13 protein-coding genes are annotated in these 15,509 nt (G+C 69.5%); 3 read left to right on the top strand and 10 right to left on the bottom strand.

Annotation, left to right across the window (positions count from 1 at the left end; genetic code table 11):
* Nucleotides 1-215 precede the first annotated feature (215 nt).
* The 3 genes from ilvC to IY392_RS10965 are packed head-to-tail and all read right to left on the bottom strand — an operon-like array spanning nt 216 to nt 3,682.
* A complete protein-coding gene (gene ilvC, locus IY392_RS10975; protein WP_107756690.1) occupies nt 216-1,229 on the bottom strand; it encodes a ketol-acid reductoisomerase in 1,014 nt (337 codons plus the stop codon).
* A 54-nt stretch (nt 1,230-1,283) separates the two neighbouring features.
* Entirely contained in the window at nt 1,284-1,790 is a 507-nt protein-coding gene (gene ilvN, locus IY392_RS10970) for an acetolactate synthase small subunit (protein WP_017837033.1), read from the bottom strand.
* A complete protein-coding gene (locus IY392_RS10965; RefSeq protein ID WP_107756691.1) occupies nt 1,787-3,682 on the bottom strand; it encodes an acetolactate synthase large subunit in 1,896 nt (631 codons plus the stop codon). The genes ilvN and IY392_RS10965 overlap by 4 nt, the downstream gene beginning before the upstream one ends.
* A gap of 279 nt (nt 3,683-3,961) precedes the next feature.
* Between IY392_RS10965 and IY392_RS10960 the strand changes: the two genes are divergently transcribed.
* Nucleotides 3,962-4,399: a PH domain-containing protein gene (locus IY392_RS10960; protein WP_156607188.1), complete on the top strand. Its 438-nt coding sequence runs from the start codon at nt 3,962-3,964 to the stop codon at nt 4,397-4,399.
* Here IY392_RS10960 and IY392_RS10955 read toward each other — a convergent pair.
* Nucleotides 4,289-5,746, bottom strand: coding sequence for a DUF3533 domain-containing protein (locus IY392_RS10955; RefSeq protein ID WP_228549287.1), 1,458 nt, complete (start codon nt 5,744-5,746; stop codon nt 4,289-4,291). The two genes, IY392_RS10960 and IY392_RS10955, sit on opposite strands and share 111 nt — an antisense overlap.
* Nucleotides 5,747-5,964: 218 nt before the next feature.
* On the opposite strand from IY392_RS10955, the gene ilvD reads away from it, so the two are divergent.
* Nucleotides 5,965-7,803, top strand: coding sequence for a dihydroxy-acid dehydratase (gene ilvD, locus IY392_RS10950; RefSeq protein WP_182611893.1), 1,839 nt, complete (start codon nt 5,965-5,967; stop codon nt 7,801-7,803).
* Nucleotides 7,804-7,833: 30 nt separating this feature from the next.
* Here the strand turns inward: ilvD and IY392_RS10945 are convergent, their stop codons facing one another.
* Entirely contained in the window at nt 7,834-8,643 is an 810-nt protein-coding gene (locus IY392_RS10945; RefSeq protein ID WP_309234154.1) for a DoxX family protein, read from the bottom strand.
* Nucleotides 8,644-8,709: 66 nt separating this feature from the next.
* On the opposite strand from IY392_RS10945, the gene IY392_RS10940 reads away from it, so the two are divergent.
* Complete coding sequence (locus IY392_RS10940; protein WP_194861223.1) at nt 8,710-9,738, top strand: oxidoreductase; 1,029 nt, start codon at nt 8,710-8,712, stop codon at nt 9,736-9,738.
* Between the two features lie 21 nt (nt 9,739-9,759).
* Here the strand turns inward: IY392_RS10940 and gatB are convergent, their stop codons facing one another.
* From gatB to gatC, 5 genes are read right to left on the bottom strand one after another with little or no spacing between them, the layout of a single operon-like run.
* The gene (gatB, locus tag IY392_RS10935; RefSeq protein ID WP_107758116.1) at nt 9,760-11,241 is read right to left on the bottom strand and encodes an Asp-tRNA(Asn)/Glu-tRNA(Gln) amidotransferase subunit GatB; all 1,482 of its coding nucleotides are present in this window, start codon (nt 11,239-11,241) and stop codon (nt 9,760-9,762) included.
* 10 nt (nt 11,242-11,251) lie between these two features.
* Nucleotides 11,252-12,286, bottom strand: coding sequence for an ATP-dependent 6-phosphofructokinase (locus IY392_RS10930; protein WP_107756697.1), 1,035 nt, complete (start codon nt 12,284-12,286; stop codon nt 11,252-11,254).
* A 28-nt stretch (nt 12,287-12,314) separates the two neighbouring features.
* On the bottom strand, nt 12,315-13,718 hold the full coding sequence (locus tag IY392_RS10925) for a DHA2 family efflux MFS transporter permease subunit (protein WP_194861222.1): 1,404 nt from the start codon (nt 13,716-13,718) through the stop codon (nt 12,315-12,317).
* Nucleotides 13,715-15,169, bottom strand: a complete 1,455-nt coding sequence (gatA, locus tag IY392_RS10920) for an Asp-tRNA(Asn)/Glu-tRNA(Gln) amidotransferase subunit GatA (RefSeq protein ID WP_182611891.1) — start codon at nt 15,167-15,169, stop codon at nt 13,715-13,717. Before gatA ends, IY392_RS10925 begins: the two co-directional genes overlap by 4 nt.
* A complete protein-coding gene (gatC, locus tag IY392_RS10915) occupies nt 15,166-15,465 on the bottom strand; it encodes an Asp-tRNA(Asn)/Glu-tRNA(Gln) amidotransferase subunit GatC (RefSeq protein ID WP_107756700.1) in 300 nt (99 codons plus the stop codon). Before gatC ends, gatA begins: the two co-directional genes overlap by 4 nt.
* Between the last annotated feature and the right edge of the window lie 44 nt (nt 15,466-15,509).

Raw genomic sequence — 15,509 nt, 5'->3', positions numbered from 1 at the left:
TCGACACCGGACTCGTCGGCGTCCACGGCGACCCTCGCACCCTCGACCTGCGCGGCGGTGATACCCGGCGACGCGTCGGCGGGCCCGGAGGTGCACGCGGCAGTGGCCGCGACCAGACAGAACGAGAGAACCGCCGCCCCCACTCCTCGGTTGAAGTGGCGCACGGCGGTCCTCCTGACAGTCGGGAATCGATCCCGCTGGACCCTACATGGGCCTCAGGCGGTCTCGGTGATCGGCCGGTCGACCCAGCTCATCAGATCACGCAGCTTCTGGCCGGTGACCTCGATCGGATGCTCCGCGTTCTCCTTGCGAAGCTGCTCGAGCTCCTTGTTGCCACCCTCGACGTTGGCCACGAGACGCTTGGTGAAGGTGCCGTTCTGGATGTCGGCCAAGATCTCCTTCATGCGCTCCTTGGTACCGGCGTCGATGACGCGCGGGCCCGAGAGGTAGCCACCGAACTCAGCGGTGTCGGACACCGAGTAGTTCATGCGCGCGATGCCTCCCTCGTACATGAGGTCGACGATGAGCTTGAGCTCGTGCAGCACCTCGAAGTAGGCGAGCTCGGGGGCGTACCCCGCCTCGACCATGACCTCGAAACCCGTCTTGACGAGCTCCTCGGTACCGCCGCAGAGCACGGCCTGCTCACCGAACAGATCGGTCTCGGTCTCGTCCTTGAAGGTGGTCTTGATGACGCCCGCGCGGGTGCCGCCGATCGCCTTGGCGTAGGACAGCGCGAGCGCCTCGCCCTCGCCCTTCGGGTCCTGCTCCACGGCGATGAGCGCCGGGACGCCCTTGCCGTCGACGAACTGACGGCGCACCAGGTGGCCGGGACCCTTCGGGGCGACCATCGCGACCGTGACGCCCTCGGCGGGCGTGATCAGGCCGAAGTGGATGTTGAGGCCGTGGCCGAAGAACAGCGCGTCGCCGTCGCTGAGGTTGGGCTCGATGTCCTCGGTGAAGATCTGGGCCTGCGAGGTGTCGGGGGCGAGCAGCATGATGACGTCGGCCCACTTGCTGGCCTCGGCGGCGGTCATCACCGTGAGGCCGGCCTCCTCGGCCTTCGCGCGGGACTTGGACCCCTCACGCAGACCGATCGCGACCTCGACACCGGAGTCGCGCAGGCTCAGCGAGTGCGCGTGGCCCTGTGAGCCGTAACCGATGACGGCGACCTTGCGGCCCTGGATCAGCGACAGATCCGCCGAGTCGTCGTAGAACATCTCCACTGCCATGGTGGATTCCCTTCGTGTTGGTTCGTGAAGCCGAGACTTGTGTAGGAGTCGAGACTATCGAGTGGTGGTGATGGACTTGGGGCCGCGTCCCAGCGCGACCATGCCGGATTGCACGATCTCGCGGATCCCGTAGCCGTCGAGCATGCGCAGCAGCGCGTCGAGCTTGTCGGGGGTACCGGTGGCCTCGAGCGTGAGCGATTCCGGGGAGACGTCCACGACGTGGGCGCGGAAGAGACTGGCGATCTCGACGATCTGGCCACGATTGGTGGTGTCGGCGCGGACCTTGACCAGTGTGAGTTCCCGGGCGACCGAACCGGCCGGGTCCTGCTCCACGATCTTGATCACGTTGACCAGCTTGTTGAGCTGCTTGGTCACCTGTTCGAGGGGGAAGTCCTCGACGGCCACGACGATCGTCATCCGCGAGAGACCGTCGGTCTCCGTGGGACCCACCGCGAGGGACTCGATGTTGAACCCGCGCCGGGAGAACAGCGACGCCACGCGCGCGAGCACGCCGGGCTTGTCCTCCACCAGCACGCTCAGGGTGTGGGAGCGGGCGGTCACTGGTCCTCCTCCTGGGCGGCGAGCACGGCGGCGTCGATCCGCTCGGTCACATCGTGGACATCCGCGGCGTCGTCGGCCACGGAATCGGTGTCGTCGAACAGCGGCCGGATGTCCCGCGCCGCCATGATCTCGTCATTGGACGTGCCCGCGGCGACCATCGGCCACACCTGGGCGTCCTTGCCCACGATGAAGTCGATGAGCACCGGTCGGTCGTTGATCTCCCGGGCCCGGGAGATCACCTCATCGACGTCCTCCGCGCGGTCACATCGGAGCGCGACGCACCCCAGGGCCTCGCCGAGCTTCACGAAATCGGGGATGAGCATGGACTGGGTCGACAGGTCCGTCTGCGAGTAGCGCTGGTCGTAGAACAGCGTCTGCCACTGACGGACCATGCCGAGGTTGCCGTTGTTGATCAGGGCCACCTTGATGGGCGCGCCCTCGATCGCACAGGTGGCGAGTTCCTGGTTGGTCATCTGGAAGCAGCCGTCACCGTCGATCGCCCACACCTCGGCCTCCGGCCGACCGAACTTGGCGCCCATCGCGGCGGGCACCGAGTACCCCATGGTCCCGAGGCCGCCCGAGTTTAGCCACGTGCGCGGCTTCTCGTACTGCACGAACTGCGCGGCCCACATCTGATGCTGGCCGACCCCCGCGCAGTAGATCGCGTCCGGCCCGGCGGCCGCGCTGAGCCGCTCGATCACGAACTCCGGGGAGAGCGAACCGTCGGACTGCGGCCCGTAACCCAGCGGGTACTCGGACCGGATCTCGTCCAACTCGCCCACCCACCCGGTGGGCTCGTGCAGCGCGCCGGCATCGCGTTCTCCGCGCAGCGTCTGGACGAGCTCGACCAGCACCTCTTTGATGTCGCCGACGATCGGGACGTCGACGGCGCGGTTCTTGCCGATCTCCGCCGGATCGATATCGGCGTGGATGACCTTCGCCCCGGGCGCGAAGGTGTCGAGCTGGCCGGTCACCCGGTCGTCGAAACGGGCGCCCAGCGTGACGAGTAGATCCGACTTCTGGAGCGCGGCGACCGCGGCCACGGTGCCGTGCATGCCGGGCATGCCGTAGTGGAGCCGGTGTGAATCGGGAAACGCGCCCCTCGCCATCAGCGTCGTGACCAGAGGGATCCCCGTGAGCTCCGCCAGGGCCAACAGCTCCGCCGAGGCGTCCGCCTTGATCACGCCCCCGCCGACGTAGAGGACCGGTCGCTCGGCCTTGGCGATGAGCCGTGCCGCCTCCCGGATCTGTTTGCCGTGGGGCTTGGTCACCGGCCGGTACCCGGGCAGCTTCATCTCCGGGGGCCAGGAGAAGGTCATCTCGGCCTGCAGGACGTCCTTGGGGATGTCCACCAACACCGCGCCCGGTCGGCCGGTCTGCGCGATGTGGAAGGCCTCCGCGATCATCCGCGGGATGTCCTCGCCGTGCGAGACGAGGAAGTTGTGCTTCGTGATCGGCATGGTGATGCCGGAGATGTCGGCCTCCTGGAAGCCGTCCGTGCCGATGAGCGCGGTGCCCACCTGCCCTGTGATGGCGACGATCGGAACCGAGTCCATCTGCGCGTCCGCGAGCGGCGTGACGAGGTTGGTGGCCCCCGGGCCCGAGGTGGCCATGCAGACGCCGACCCGGCCGGTGGCCTGCGCGTACCCGGTGGCCGCATGACCTGCGCCCTGCTCGTGCCGGACCAGCACGTGTCGGACCTTGACCGAGTCGTAGAGGGGATCGTAGACGGGCAGGATCGCGCCGCCGGGGATCCCGAAGACGACCTCGGTGCCGATCTCCTCGAGGGACCGGACCACCGCCTGGGCGCCCGTCATCCGCTCGGGGGCCGCGGACCGGGCCCTGTGCTCTGCACCCGGACGGGGTCCGGGCTGTGCCGTTGGTGCGCTCACTTCAACTGTCCTTCATGGTGGTCGTGGAGCTGACGTTCGTCGCCGCACCCGGTCCGGTGGGACCAGGGGAACCCGGCAACAAAAAACCCCCGACGGCCACGGGGGCCGGCGAGGGTGCGCGTCGACGGAAAGCCAGGTAGCGGCTCAGGCGCCGACGCGCCGGCCGAGTACTAGACCGTTCCAGGTGTTCACGCGCTCAGGTTAGGCCCCGGCCGTCACGGTCGTCAACTCGTGGATACCCGATCCCACATCGTGGACCGTGAGACAGTGGAGGGCATCATGAGCGCCCCATTCAGAGCACCCCACCCGGAATCCACGCCGAGCGACCGCGCACTGTTCCGGGTCAACCCCATGTCCTACGCCGTCATCGCCGTCGTCGTCCTGGCGATCCTCTGGCCCGTCAGCACCTACCCCGTCGCTCTCGGATGGCTCGTGCTGCTCCCGATCGCGTTCGGGTGGTGGATCGCGCGGACCAACACCAGACTCGACGAGGACGGTGTCCACCTGTCGTCCTGGCGGGCGCGCAGGTTCGTGCCGTGGGACGAGGTCAAGGGGGTGCTGTTCCCCAAGAACGGCTTCGCCCGCCTGGTCACCACCACCGACCACTCATTCCCGATGGGCGGGGTCTCGTTCCACGATCTCCCCCGGCTCTCGGTCGCCAGTCGGGGGCGCATCCGCGACCCCTACTCCGCCTCGCGGACCGACGACGTCGGCTGAGCGACGGCCCGCCGGCACCCGCTCCGCCACGGCCTGACGCCGCATCCCCATCCGTTCGTACAGCAGGGTGATCACCACCCCTGCGAGTAGTCCCGCCACGGCCCAGCCACCGAGCACCCAGACCGCGTGTCCCAGACCCGCGTCCCAGCTCGAGTCGAAGAACATGACGGAGCGGATCCCCAGGTAGGCCTGGTGCATCGGTTGGAGGTTCCCGATCGCCACGAACACCTGCGGAAGCATCTGGGTCGGGGTGGCGCCTCCCGACGTGGGGATGCCCAGCACCACGAAGACCACGAGGTTGACCAGCAGGCCGGCGTTGCCGATCGCCGCGATGATGGTGTGGGCACAGATCCCGACCGCGACGATGACCAGGTTCGAGAACCAGAACAGGTGCCACGGGTCGTACCCCGTGACCCCGATGATGTGTGCGACGAGAAGGGTCAGTCCGGACACGAGCGGGGCCGTCACCAGCGTCACCACCCATTTGCGGGCGAGGGTCTGGAGCCGACCGAACGGGGCCACGTGGACGTGCAGCGCCAGCGGTCCGATCTCCAGCGGGATGAACCCCAGACGGGCGTCGAGCACGGCGGAGATGATCATCGCCCCGGTGAACCCCGCGAGCACGACGATCAGCGCGTAGAACATCGGCAGCGAGGCGTTCGACACCCCCTCCGGCAGCGGGTTCCACGCCACCACGTCGATCCCCACCGGATCCTGGAGCGCGAGAGTCGCCGCGGCCCCGATCGTCCTGCCCTCCGCCTCGGCGAGCAGCTGCGAGTCCTGGAGGATCCTGGATCCCATCCGATCGCGCAACGACTCCTGCATCGCGTCCGCCATGGTGTTCATGACCTGACTCGACACGATCGAGACCCGGGGGGAGTACTCGAGGGTGATGTGCGCGGGCGCGGGGGGCTCGGCGGCGTCCCCCGCCTCGGTGGCGGCCGCCTCGACCAGGCCGACCACCCGCTCACTCAGATCCGCGGGGATCGTCACGGCGCCGAAGTACGTCCCGTTGCGCAGACCTTCCTCCGCCGTATCGGGATCCACGACGTGCAGCCGGATCCTCTCCCAGTCGTTGTTCTGCAGCAGGCCGGCGGTGATCTGTGATCCCACGTCGAGCTCCCGCACCCCGACCGGGGTGTCCAACGACGCGCCGGCGTCGGAGTCCACCACCGCCACGGGGATGTGGCGGGCATGGGCCTGGGGGTCCGCGGTGCCTCCGAGGTACATGAACGACAGGAGGAAGAACAATCCGCAGACCAGGACGACGGCGCCCGCGGAGTGCGAGACGAACTCGCGGACGCCTCCGGTGTGGCCCGAGTCGGTCACGTCGGTCGAGTCGGTCATGGTGAACCTCATTCGTGTGGAACGCCGGTCGGTCTCTCGCCCGACCGGAACGAAGCTACTCCTGCCTCCGGGGGTACTGTGTACCCGTCCCCTCGAGCGCTCCGCCGCACGTCACGGGCCCGGTCGCAGGACCGACCCCCTGGCGGTTCCCCGGTCCTGTCGCGGTGCTGCTCAGACGGGGCGCACGTCCCGTAGTCCTGAGAACCGATCGAGGTCCCATGCCCGCCCTGAGGTCACGTACCAGCACAGCCGGACGCAACGCGGCGGGGGCGCGCGCCCTGTGGCGCGCCACCGGCATGACCGACGCCGACTTCGGCAAGCCGATCATCGCGGTGGCCAACTCGTACACCCAGTTCGTCCCGGGGCATGTGCACCTGAAGAACGTCGGCGAGATCGTCGCCGAGCAGATCACCGCGGCGGGCGGCGTCGCCCGGGAGTTCCACACCATCGCCGTGGACGACGGCATCGCCATGGGCCACGCGGGCATGTTGTACTCGCTGCCGAGCCGCGAGATCATCGCCGACTCCGTCGAGTACATGGTGAACGCCCACACGGCCGATGCACTGGTGTGTATCTCCAACTGCGACAAGATCACCCCGGGCATGCTCAACGCGGCGATGCGACTGAACATCCCCACGGTGTTCGTCTCCGGTGGACCCATGGAGTCCGGGTTCTCGGTGGTCGTCGACGGCGTGGTCAAGGCCGGCTCCGACCTCATCACCGCGATCTCCGCCTCGGCCAACACGGCGGTCGGGCAGGAGGACCTCGACACGATCGAACGCTCGGCGTGCCCCACGTGCGGGTCCTGCTCGGGCATGTTCACCGCCAATTCGATGAACTGCCTCACCGAAGCCCTGGGGCTGTCCCTCCCGGGCAACGGCTCGACCCTCGCCACCCACAGCGCACGGCGGGAGCTCTTCGCCGAGGCGGGCCGGCTCATCGTGGAGCTGTGCACGCGGTACTACCGCGACGACGACGAGTCCGTCCTCCCCCGCGCGGTGGCCACCAGGGAGGCCTTCACCAACGCCATGGCGCTGGACGTCGCGATGGGCGGCTCCACCAACACCGTGCTGCACATCCTGGCCGCCGCGCAGGAGGGCGAGGTGGACTTCGACCTGTCCGACATCGAGCGGATCTCCCGCCGGATCCCCTGCCTGGCCAAGGTCGCACCCAACTCCGACTACTACATGGAACACGTCCACCGGGCCGGCGGCATCCCGGCGATCCTCGGCGAGTTGTTCCGCGGTGGGCTGCTGGAGACCGACGTCCATTCCGTCCACTCCCCCTCGCTCGAGCAGTACATCGCGGACTGGGACATCCGTGGTGGCTCGGCCACCGAGAAGGCCGTCGAGTTGTTCCACGCCGCCCCGGGCGGGGTCCGGACGATCGAACCGTTCTCCACGGACAACCGCTGGGAGTCACTCGACACGGACGCCGTGCGCGGGTGCATCCATTCCGTCGAGCACCCGGCCACCGCAGAGGGCGGGCTGGCCGTGCTGCGCGGGAACATCGCCCCGGACGGATCGGTCTTCAAGACGGCCGGCGTCTCCGAGGAGAACTTCCACTTCAGCGGCCCCGCCCGGGTCGTGGAGTCCCAGGAGCAGGCGGTCTCGGTGATCCTGAACAAGACCCTGCGGCCCGGTGAGGTGCTGGTGGTGCTGTACGAGGGTCCCGCCGGCGGGCCGGGGATGCAGGAGATGCTCCACCCCACCGCGTTCATCAAGGGCGCCGGCCTGGGGACCAAATGCGCACTCATCACCGACGGACGGTTCTCCGGGGGCTCGTCGGGCCTGTCCATCGGGCACATCGCGCCCGAGGCCGCGGCCGGTGGCCCGATCGGGTTGATCCGGGACGGGGACGTGGTGACGATCGACGTGGCCACCCGATCCATCTCGGTGGACGTCGACGACGACGAGTTGAACCGCCGCCGGGCGGCCAAGGGGCCCACCCCCTGGCGCCCGGGCTCCCGCGACCGTAAGGTCTCCTCCGCGCTGCGGGCCTACGCCTCCATGGCGTCGTCTGCGGACAAGGGTGCGGTCCGGATCCTGCCCGACTGACCCTCGTTCGGGCCCCCGCGGTCCCGGCCCTCAGCTGGCGGTGACCGCGGGGCTGTCGGTGGTGGACGTCAGCGGATTGGTGCCGTTGAGCAGGTACCAGATCACTCCCGCCGCGATGGCGGCCAGCAGCAGCCAGATCGCGCCGCTGAACCGGGGGCGGTGCGACCATCGCCACTTACGGTCGACAGACCACCGTCCGGGACCCGCGAACAGCAGGGCGAGCAGCGCCGCAATGTACAGCACCGACGTCTCCAGCCCACGGGTCGTCTCACCGAGTAGAGGAATGGGGTCGCCGCCGGTGAGCCGGACGGCGAGGCCCAGACCGACGATGCCGAGCAACCCCGCCGCCGCGACCGGAGTGGCCAGGCCCACGACGAGCAGAGTCCCCGCGACCAGCTCGACGACGCCGCCGGTGATCGCGAGGAGCCGGGCCTGTTCGAAGCCCGACTCGGTGAGGGTCTGCGTGAACCCGTCGAGACCCGGGCCCCCGAACAGACCGAAGAGCTTCTGCAGACCCCGCATCGCCAGCAGGACGCCCACCGCGAGACGCAGGAGGAACAACCCGAAGTCCGCCGTGCCGCGCCGCGGGATCTCGTCCCGGGTCTCGGGGGCGATGGTCGTGGGCTGGTCACCGAACGGCAGCGGCGTCGACGTGTCGTAGGCACCGGAGTCCGGGTAGTGGGAGTAATCCGTCCGGGTCGCCGCCGGGAATGCCGTGGTCGCCGAGTCCGCGGATCCCGGGCTGGGACCGGTCCTCGTGGCCTCGGGGACGTCGAGCGGGTAGTCGACGTCGTGGATCATCTCGGTTCGGGCGTCGTCTCCGGGCGTTGAGGAAGTCACCCTGCGACCATAGGCCGCTTCCCGGGCACCCGCACCCAGGACACGGCGCACCGTAGTCTTGTCGTCATGAGATCGCTCTCGCTGCTGGTGGTCCTGGTCATGGTGACGGCCGGGTGCGCGAGGTTCGACGATCGTCTCGAGGCCCCCTTCACCCCCGCACCGGGCCCGGGGATGGATGCGGGCCCACCGTCCACCCCGCCGGGGATCCCCCCGCCGACCTCGTCTCCGCGCCCGGACGAGCAGGACACACCGCCGGCCACCGGTCCGTGTGTGGACCCGGATCCGGCCGTCATCGCGACATGCCTCGAGCCGGCCGTCGCGGTCGCCGGCCTCGGAGAGCGGGCGCTGGTGGCGGAGTCGACGGGGGCCGTCAAGATCGTCTCGGTGGACGGTCCTCCCGAGGACTTCGGCCGGGTCGACCCGCGTGGCGGTCGCGTGGCGGCCGTGGCGCCCTCCCCGGACTTCGCCCAGGACAGGCTGCTGTATCTCCTCGTCGTCGGCGACGGCCCCTCCAGGGTCGAACGACTCGCGCGCGGGGATGCGCCCAGGACGGTCGCCGAACTCGCCCCCGCCGAGACCGGGGGCCTCGCGTTCGTCGACGCGGTCCTGACGGTGGGCGTGGGCTCCGACGTCGTGAGATTCCCCGGGTTCAGGGGCATCGGTACCGCGCAGAACCCTGAGGTCGTCGCCCGTGACGTGGGTCGGATCACCGGACTGTGCACCCATGGGTCCGAGCTCTACCTCGCCGCCGTCACCGACCGCGGTGCGGTGATACGGAGCGCCGATCGCGTCATCTGGACCTGGCCCGACCAGCGTTCGGCCGGAGGGTGCGCCGCGGCTCAGGACTCACTGGCCCTGGCGTTGCCGGACGGCGAACGCGCCGACACCCTCGCCCTGACCGGTGGGGCGGCGCGCGGCCAACCCGAGCCGCTGGCCGAGGGCCGCTACGGCCGTATCACCGGGCTGGCGGCGGTCGGTGACGGGGTGCTGCTGGGCGGGACCACCAACAAGAGCGGTGGCTCGCCGGTCCCCACCGATGACCGCGCCGTCATCCTGCCTCAGGCCGCTGGCGGCGGCGGCGACGCCCGCACCTGAGACCGGGGCCTGGCGGTACACCTAGCCGCAGGCGGCGATGACCAGTTCCTTGACCCTCGCCGGATCCGCCTGACCACGGGTGGCCTTCATGACCGCACCCACGATCGCCCCGGCCGCCTGGACCTTCCCGGAGCGGATCTTGTCCGCGATATCCGGCTGCGCGGCGAGGGCGTCGTCGACGGCCTTCTGCAGGGCGGAGTCGTCACGGACCACCTCGAGGCCCCTGTCCGCCACGACGCGGTCGGGCTCGCCCTCGCCGTCCAGGACCGCGTCCACGACCTGACGGGCGAGCTTGTTGGTGAGCCTGCCCTCCGCCACCAGCTCGATGACGCGTGCGACCTGGGCCGGGGTGATCTCCAACCCCTGCAGGCCCACGCCACGCTTGTTGGCCTGCTGGGACAGGTAGGACACCCACCACGAGCGGGCCTCTGTGGGCGCCGCGCCGGCGTCGACGGTGGCGAGGATCAGGTCCAGGGCCCCGGCGTTGACCAGGTCGCGCATCTCCTCATCCGAGACGCCCCACTCCGCCTGCACCCGCGCGCGGCGCAGCCACGGCAGCTCGGGCAACCCGGCTCGGATCTTCTCGACGAGCTCGTCGAGCGGTTCGACAGGGGCGAGGTCGGGCTCGGGGAAGTACCGGTAGTCCTCGGCGGACTCTTTGGGCCTGCCCGCCGTGGTGGTGCCATCGGATTCGTGGAAGTGCCGCGTCTCCAGCACCACCTGACCGCCGGAGGTCAGGACGTCCGCCTGTCGGCACATCTCGTGCCGGACGGCGATCTCGACGCTCCGCAGGGAATTGACGTTCTTCGTCTCCGTGCGGGTCCCGAACTCGGTGGCCCCCTTGGGCATCAGCGAGACGTTGGCGTCACACCGCATCGATCCCTGGTCCATGCGGACATCGGAGACGTCGAGACTGCGGAGCAGGTCACGCAACGCGGAGACGTAGGCGCGGGCGATCTCCGGTGCACGCTCCCCCGCCCCGACGATCGGTTTGGAGACGATCTCGATCAGCGGAACGCCGGCGCGGTTGAAGTCGAGCAGCGAATGGGTGGCGCCGTGGATCCGGCCGGTGGCCGAGCCGACATGGGTGGACTTGCCGGTGTCCTCCTCCATGTGCGCCCGCTCTATCTCGACGCGCCAGGTGGTGCCGTCGTCGAGCTGGACGTCGAGGAACCCGTCGTGGGCGATCGGTTCGTCGTACTGCGAGATCTGGTAGTTCTTCGGCTGGTCCGGGTAGAAGTAGTTCTTGCGTGCGAACCGGCTGTACGGCGCGATCGAACACCCCAGGGCCAAGCCGATCTTGATGGCCCATTCCACGGCCTGGCCGTTGACCACCGGCAGCGCCCCCGGCAATCCGATGCACACCGGGCACACCTGCGTGTTGGGGTCCGCTCCGAACGCCGTCGGGCACCCGCAGAACATCTTGGTGGCGGTGTGCAACTCGACGTGCACCTCCATACCCATGACGGGATCGAAACGTGACACGACCTCGGTGAACTCCATGCGGAACAATCTAGCCGAAGAGGCAGGCGGCCTCGCGGTAGCGGTCCTCGGGCACGGTCTTGAGCACGGCGACGGCCTCGGCGACCGGCACCATCTCGATGGACTCCCCTCGCAGCGCCACCACCTGTCCGAAGTCCCCACGGTGGGCGGCGTGTGCCGCGTGGACGCCATATCGGGTCGCCAGGACGCGGTCGTACGCGGTCGGGGTCCCCCCGCGCTGGATGTGCCCCAGGACGGTGGTGCGGACGTCGCGGTTCATCCGCTCGGCGATCGCCGACGCCATCTGGTCGGCGACACCGGTGAACACCCGGTGCCCGAACTGGTCGGTGCCGCCACTCCGCAAGGTCATCCCCGAGCCCTCGGCGGGAGTGGCTCCCTCCGCGACCACGCAGATCCCGTACGCCTCCCCCATCTGGAACCGACGCTTCATCACCTTGCACACGTAGTCGATGTCGAACGGCACCTCCGGGATGACGATCATGTGCGCCCCGGACGCGAGCCCGGAGTGCAGGGCGATCCACCCGGCATGCCGCCCCATCACCTCCACCAGCATCACCCGCTCGTGGGACTCCGCCGTGGTGTGCAGCCGGTCGATCGCGTCGGACGCGATCGACACCGCGGTGTCGAAGCCGAACGTGTAGTCGGTCCCGGCGACATCGTTGTCGATGGTCTTCGGCACCCCGACGACCGGGATGCCGTTCTCCGTGAGCCATCTGGCGGCCCTCAGCGTGCCGTCGCCACCGATCGCCACCAGTGCGTCGAGGGAATGACGCGCGAGGGTCCGGCGGATCTGCGGCAGGCTCGCGGTGAGGATGTCCGGGTTGAGCCGCCCCGTTCCGAGGATGGTGCCCCCGCGGAGCAGGATGCGGTCGATCCCCTCGTCGTCGAACAGTGGCACCGCGCGGTCGTGGACCAACCCCGCCCACCCGTCCTGGAACCCCAGGACCGGCGAGTCGTACTCGGAGTTGGCGGTCCGCACCAACGCCCGGATGACCGCGTTGAGCCCGGGACAGTCCCCACCTGCGGTCAGCACGCCTATACGCACGACGGACTCCTCTCGGTTCTCCAGCAGTCTAGGGCCGGGGCCTGCTCACCGCGCGAGCGCCCGGTGACTGTTCACCGGTACGAAACGCCATCGTGGCGAGGCCACCGAGCAGGACCACCACGGCGGGGAGGAACATGGCGTCCGCGACCGCCTGCCCCACGTCGCCGTGGACGACCAGCCGTGCTTGCATCAACGCACCGATCGCCGCGGATCCCAGGACGGCGCCCACCTGGCGGGTGGTGTTGTATACCCCCGAGCCCGCCCCCGCGGAGGCGAGCTCGAGTCGCCGCATCGCGGTCGATGACGTGGGCGCCCAGACACACCCGTTGGCCACCCCCATCAACGCGATGGGTCCGAGCAACACTGGGATGGAGCTCTGCGAGTCCATGACCAGCGCCAACCAGAACAAGGAGATCGCGTAGGAGAAGTACCCGATCCCCGTGAACAGCCGCGCGTCGATCCTGTCCGCCCAGCGTCCGACGACCGGTGCGAGGACGCCGGCGATCAGTGCCATGGGTAACAGCATCAGGCCCGCGCGCGTGGCACTGAGGTCTTTGACCCCCTGGAGGTAGAACATCAGGGGGACCATGGTCCCCGCGGTGACGAAGCCGATCGTGGAGACTCCGAAGGTCCCGATCGAGAAGTTCCGGTCCCGGAACAGACGTAGAGGGACCAGCGGCTCGGTACGCACCCGTGACTGCCACCAGAGGAACGCCGCCAGGCCCGCCCCGCCGGCCAGGATCAACACGAGGGTGGTCCCCGCCCATCCGTGGGACTCGCCCTGCTGGATCCCGAAGACCAGCAGGAACATACCCACGGCTGACAGGGCGATACCCGGGACGTCGTAGGAGTGCGAGCGGGTCTCGAGCCTCGGGACCCACCGCCACACCAGGATCACCGCGAGGACCCCGAAGGGGATGTTGATGAAGAAGATGGCCCGCCAGTCGAACGCGTCGATGAGGACCCCACCCAACACGGGACCGACGACCGAGGCGATACCCGCGACCGCCCCCCAGGCGCCCATCGCCGCCCCGCGGCGCGCCGGGGCGAAGATCCTGGTGATCACGCTGAGCGATTGGGGGGTGAGCAGCGCGGCGCCGAGGCCCTGGAAGACCCTCGCCACGATGAGTGTCTCGATGCTGCCCGCCAGTCCACACCACAGGGAGGCACTCGTGAACAGCACGAGTCCCGCGATCGACACCGTGCGCGGGCCGATCTGGTCGCCCAGTCGTCCCGTGAACAACAGTGGCACGACGTAGGCCAGTAGGTAGGCGCTCGTCACCCAGATGACCTGGTTGGTCGACGCGCCGAGCTGCGAGACGAAGGCATCGGTGGCGACCGCGACGATCGTCTGGTCCACCAGGATCATGAAGAACCCGATGACGAGCGCCGTCAGAGCCTTCCATGCGTCCCTCTCGGGGACTGTGGTCACGCGATCGGGCCTCTCGCCGCCTCGAAGGCGGCGCCCACCCGGTACAACCGGTCGTCGGCCAGTGCGGGGGCCATGATCTGGAGACCCGCCGGGAGCCCGTCGACGAGCCCGGACGGGACGGACATCCCGCAGTGCCCGGCGAGGTTGAGCGGAAGGGTGCAGAGGTCGAACTGGTACATGGCCACCGGGTCCTCGACCTTGGCCCCCAGCGGGAACGCGGTGGTGGGCGTGGTGGGCGAGATCAGGACGTCCACCTTCTCGTAGGCGGCGTCGAAATCCCGGGCGATGAGCGTGCGGACCTTCTGCGCCTGGCCGTAGAAGGCGTCGTAGTACCCGGCGGAGAGGGCGTAGGTGCCGAGCATGATGCGGCGTTTGACCTCCGGGCCGAACCCGGCTTCCCGGCTCGCCGCCATCACCTGGTCCGCCGATCCCTCGCCGACCCGCAGGCCGTACCGCATGGCGTCGAACCGGGCGAGGTTGCTCGACACCTCGGAGGGCAGGATCAGGTAGTAGGCCGGGAGCGCGTACCGGAAGTTCGGGCACGAGACCTCGACCACCTCGGCGCCCAGGCCCCGCAGGGTGTCGACCGAGTCGCGGAACGACGCCTCGATCCCCGGCTGGTACCCCTCCCCGGCGAACTCGGAGACGACGCCCACGCGCACACCCGACAGGTCTCCCCGCGCACCCTCTCGGGCCGCGCGGACCATGTCGGGGATCGCCACGTCGACGCTGGTCGAATCTCGCGGGTCGTGACCGGCGATGACCTGGTGCAAAAGCGCCGTGTCCTCGACGGTGCGGCCGCATGGCCCGCCCTGGTCGAGCGACGACGCGCAGGCCACGAGGCCGTACCTGGACACGGTGCCGTACGTGGGCTTGACCCCCACCGTGGCGGTGAGCGCGGCGGGCTGACGGATGGAGCCCCCGGTGTCGGTGCCGATGGCGATCGGTGCCTGGTGTGACGCCAGGGCCGCGGCGGAGCCACCACCGGAGCCACCAGGGGTCCGGCTGGTGTCCCACGGGTTGCGCGTCGGGCCGTATGCCGAGTTCTCGGTCGAGGACCCCATGGCGAACTCGTCCATGTTGGTCTTGCCGAGGATCGGGAGCCCCGCGCTCCGCAGCCTGGCGGTGACCGTGGCGTCGTACGGCGAGCGGTATCCCTCGAGCATCCGTGAGCCACACGTGGTGGGCGCGTCGGTGGTGGTGAACACGTCCTTGAGGGCCACCGGGACCCCGGCCAGCGGTCCGAGTTCCTCGCCCGCCGCGCGTCGGGCGTCCACGGCGCGCGCGGCGTCGAGGGCCTCGTCTGCTCCGACGTGGAGGAAGGCGTTGATCTCCCCGTCGACCTCCGAGATCCGCTCGAGGTGTGCCCGGGTGACCTCCTCGGAGGAGATCTCCCCCGCCGCGATCCGGCGGGCCAGTTCCGCGGCGGTGGCGGTGGTGAGCGACGTCATGCCTCCTCCCCCAGGATCTGCGGGACCTCGAAGCGCTGCTGGTCCGCGGCCGGCGCCTGGTCGAGCGCCTGGTCCGGGGTCAGCCCCGGCGTGACCACGTCGGCGCGGTACACGTTGGAGATCGCGGTGGGGTGGCTCATCGCCGGGACGTCGTCCGCCGCGACCTCGGAGACCGCCTGCACGTGGTCGAGGATGTCGGTGAGCTGTCGCGCGAACGACTCCAGCTCGGCGTCGCTCAGTTCCAGGCGGGAGAGCCTGGCCAGATGCGCGACGTCCCCGCGTGAGATCGAGGTCACGTGTGTAGTCCCTTCGGCGTGGCGTGTCGGTACCGGCCCAGCCT

This window comes from Dietzia sp. SYD-A1, from assembly GCF_015356725.1.
In the GTDB taxonomy this organism is placed as follows: domain Bacteria; phylum Actinomycetota; class Actinomycetes; order Mycobacteriales; family Mycobacteriaceae; genus Dietzia.
Note: the sequence above shows the minus strand (reverse complement) of the source record. Positions and strands in the feature narration are given on the sequence as shown.

Coding starts and splice junctions, on each gene's coding strand:
- gatA (WP_182611891.1), bottom strand. CDS start 15,169: ATGACGTCGCTCACCACCGCCACCGCCGCGGAACTGGCCCGCCGGATC.
- gatB (WP_107758116.1), bottom strand. CDS start 11,241: ATGGAGTTCACCGAGGTCGTGTCACGTTTCGATCCCGTCATGGGTATG.
- ilvC (WP_107756690.1), bottom strand. CDS start 1,229: ATGGCAGTGGAGATGTTCTACGACGACTCGGCGGATCTGTCGCTGATC.
- IY392_RS10955 (WP_228549287.1), bottom strand. CDS start 5,746: ATGACCGACTCGACCGACGTGACCGACTCGGGCCACACCGGAGGCGTC.
- IY392_RS10960 (WP_156607188.1), top strand. CDS start 3,962: ATGAGCGCCCCATTCAGAGCACCCCACCCGGAATCCACGCCGAGCGAC.
- IY392_RS10940 (WP_194861223.1), top strand. CDS start 8,710: ATGAGATCGCTCTCGCTGCTGGTGGTCCTGGTCATGGTGACGGCCGGG.
- ilvD (WP_182611893.1), top strand. CDS start 5,965: ATGCCCGCCCTGAGGTCACGTACCAGCACAGCCGGACGCAACGCGGCG.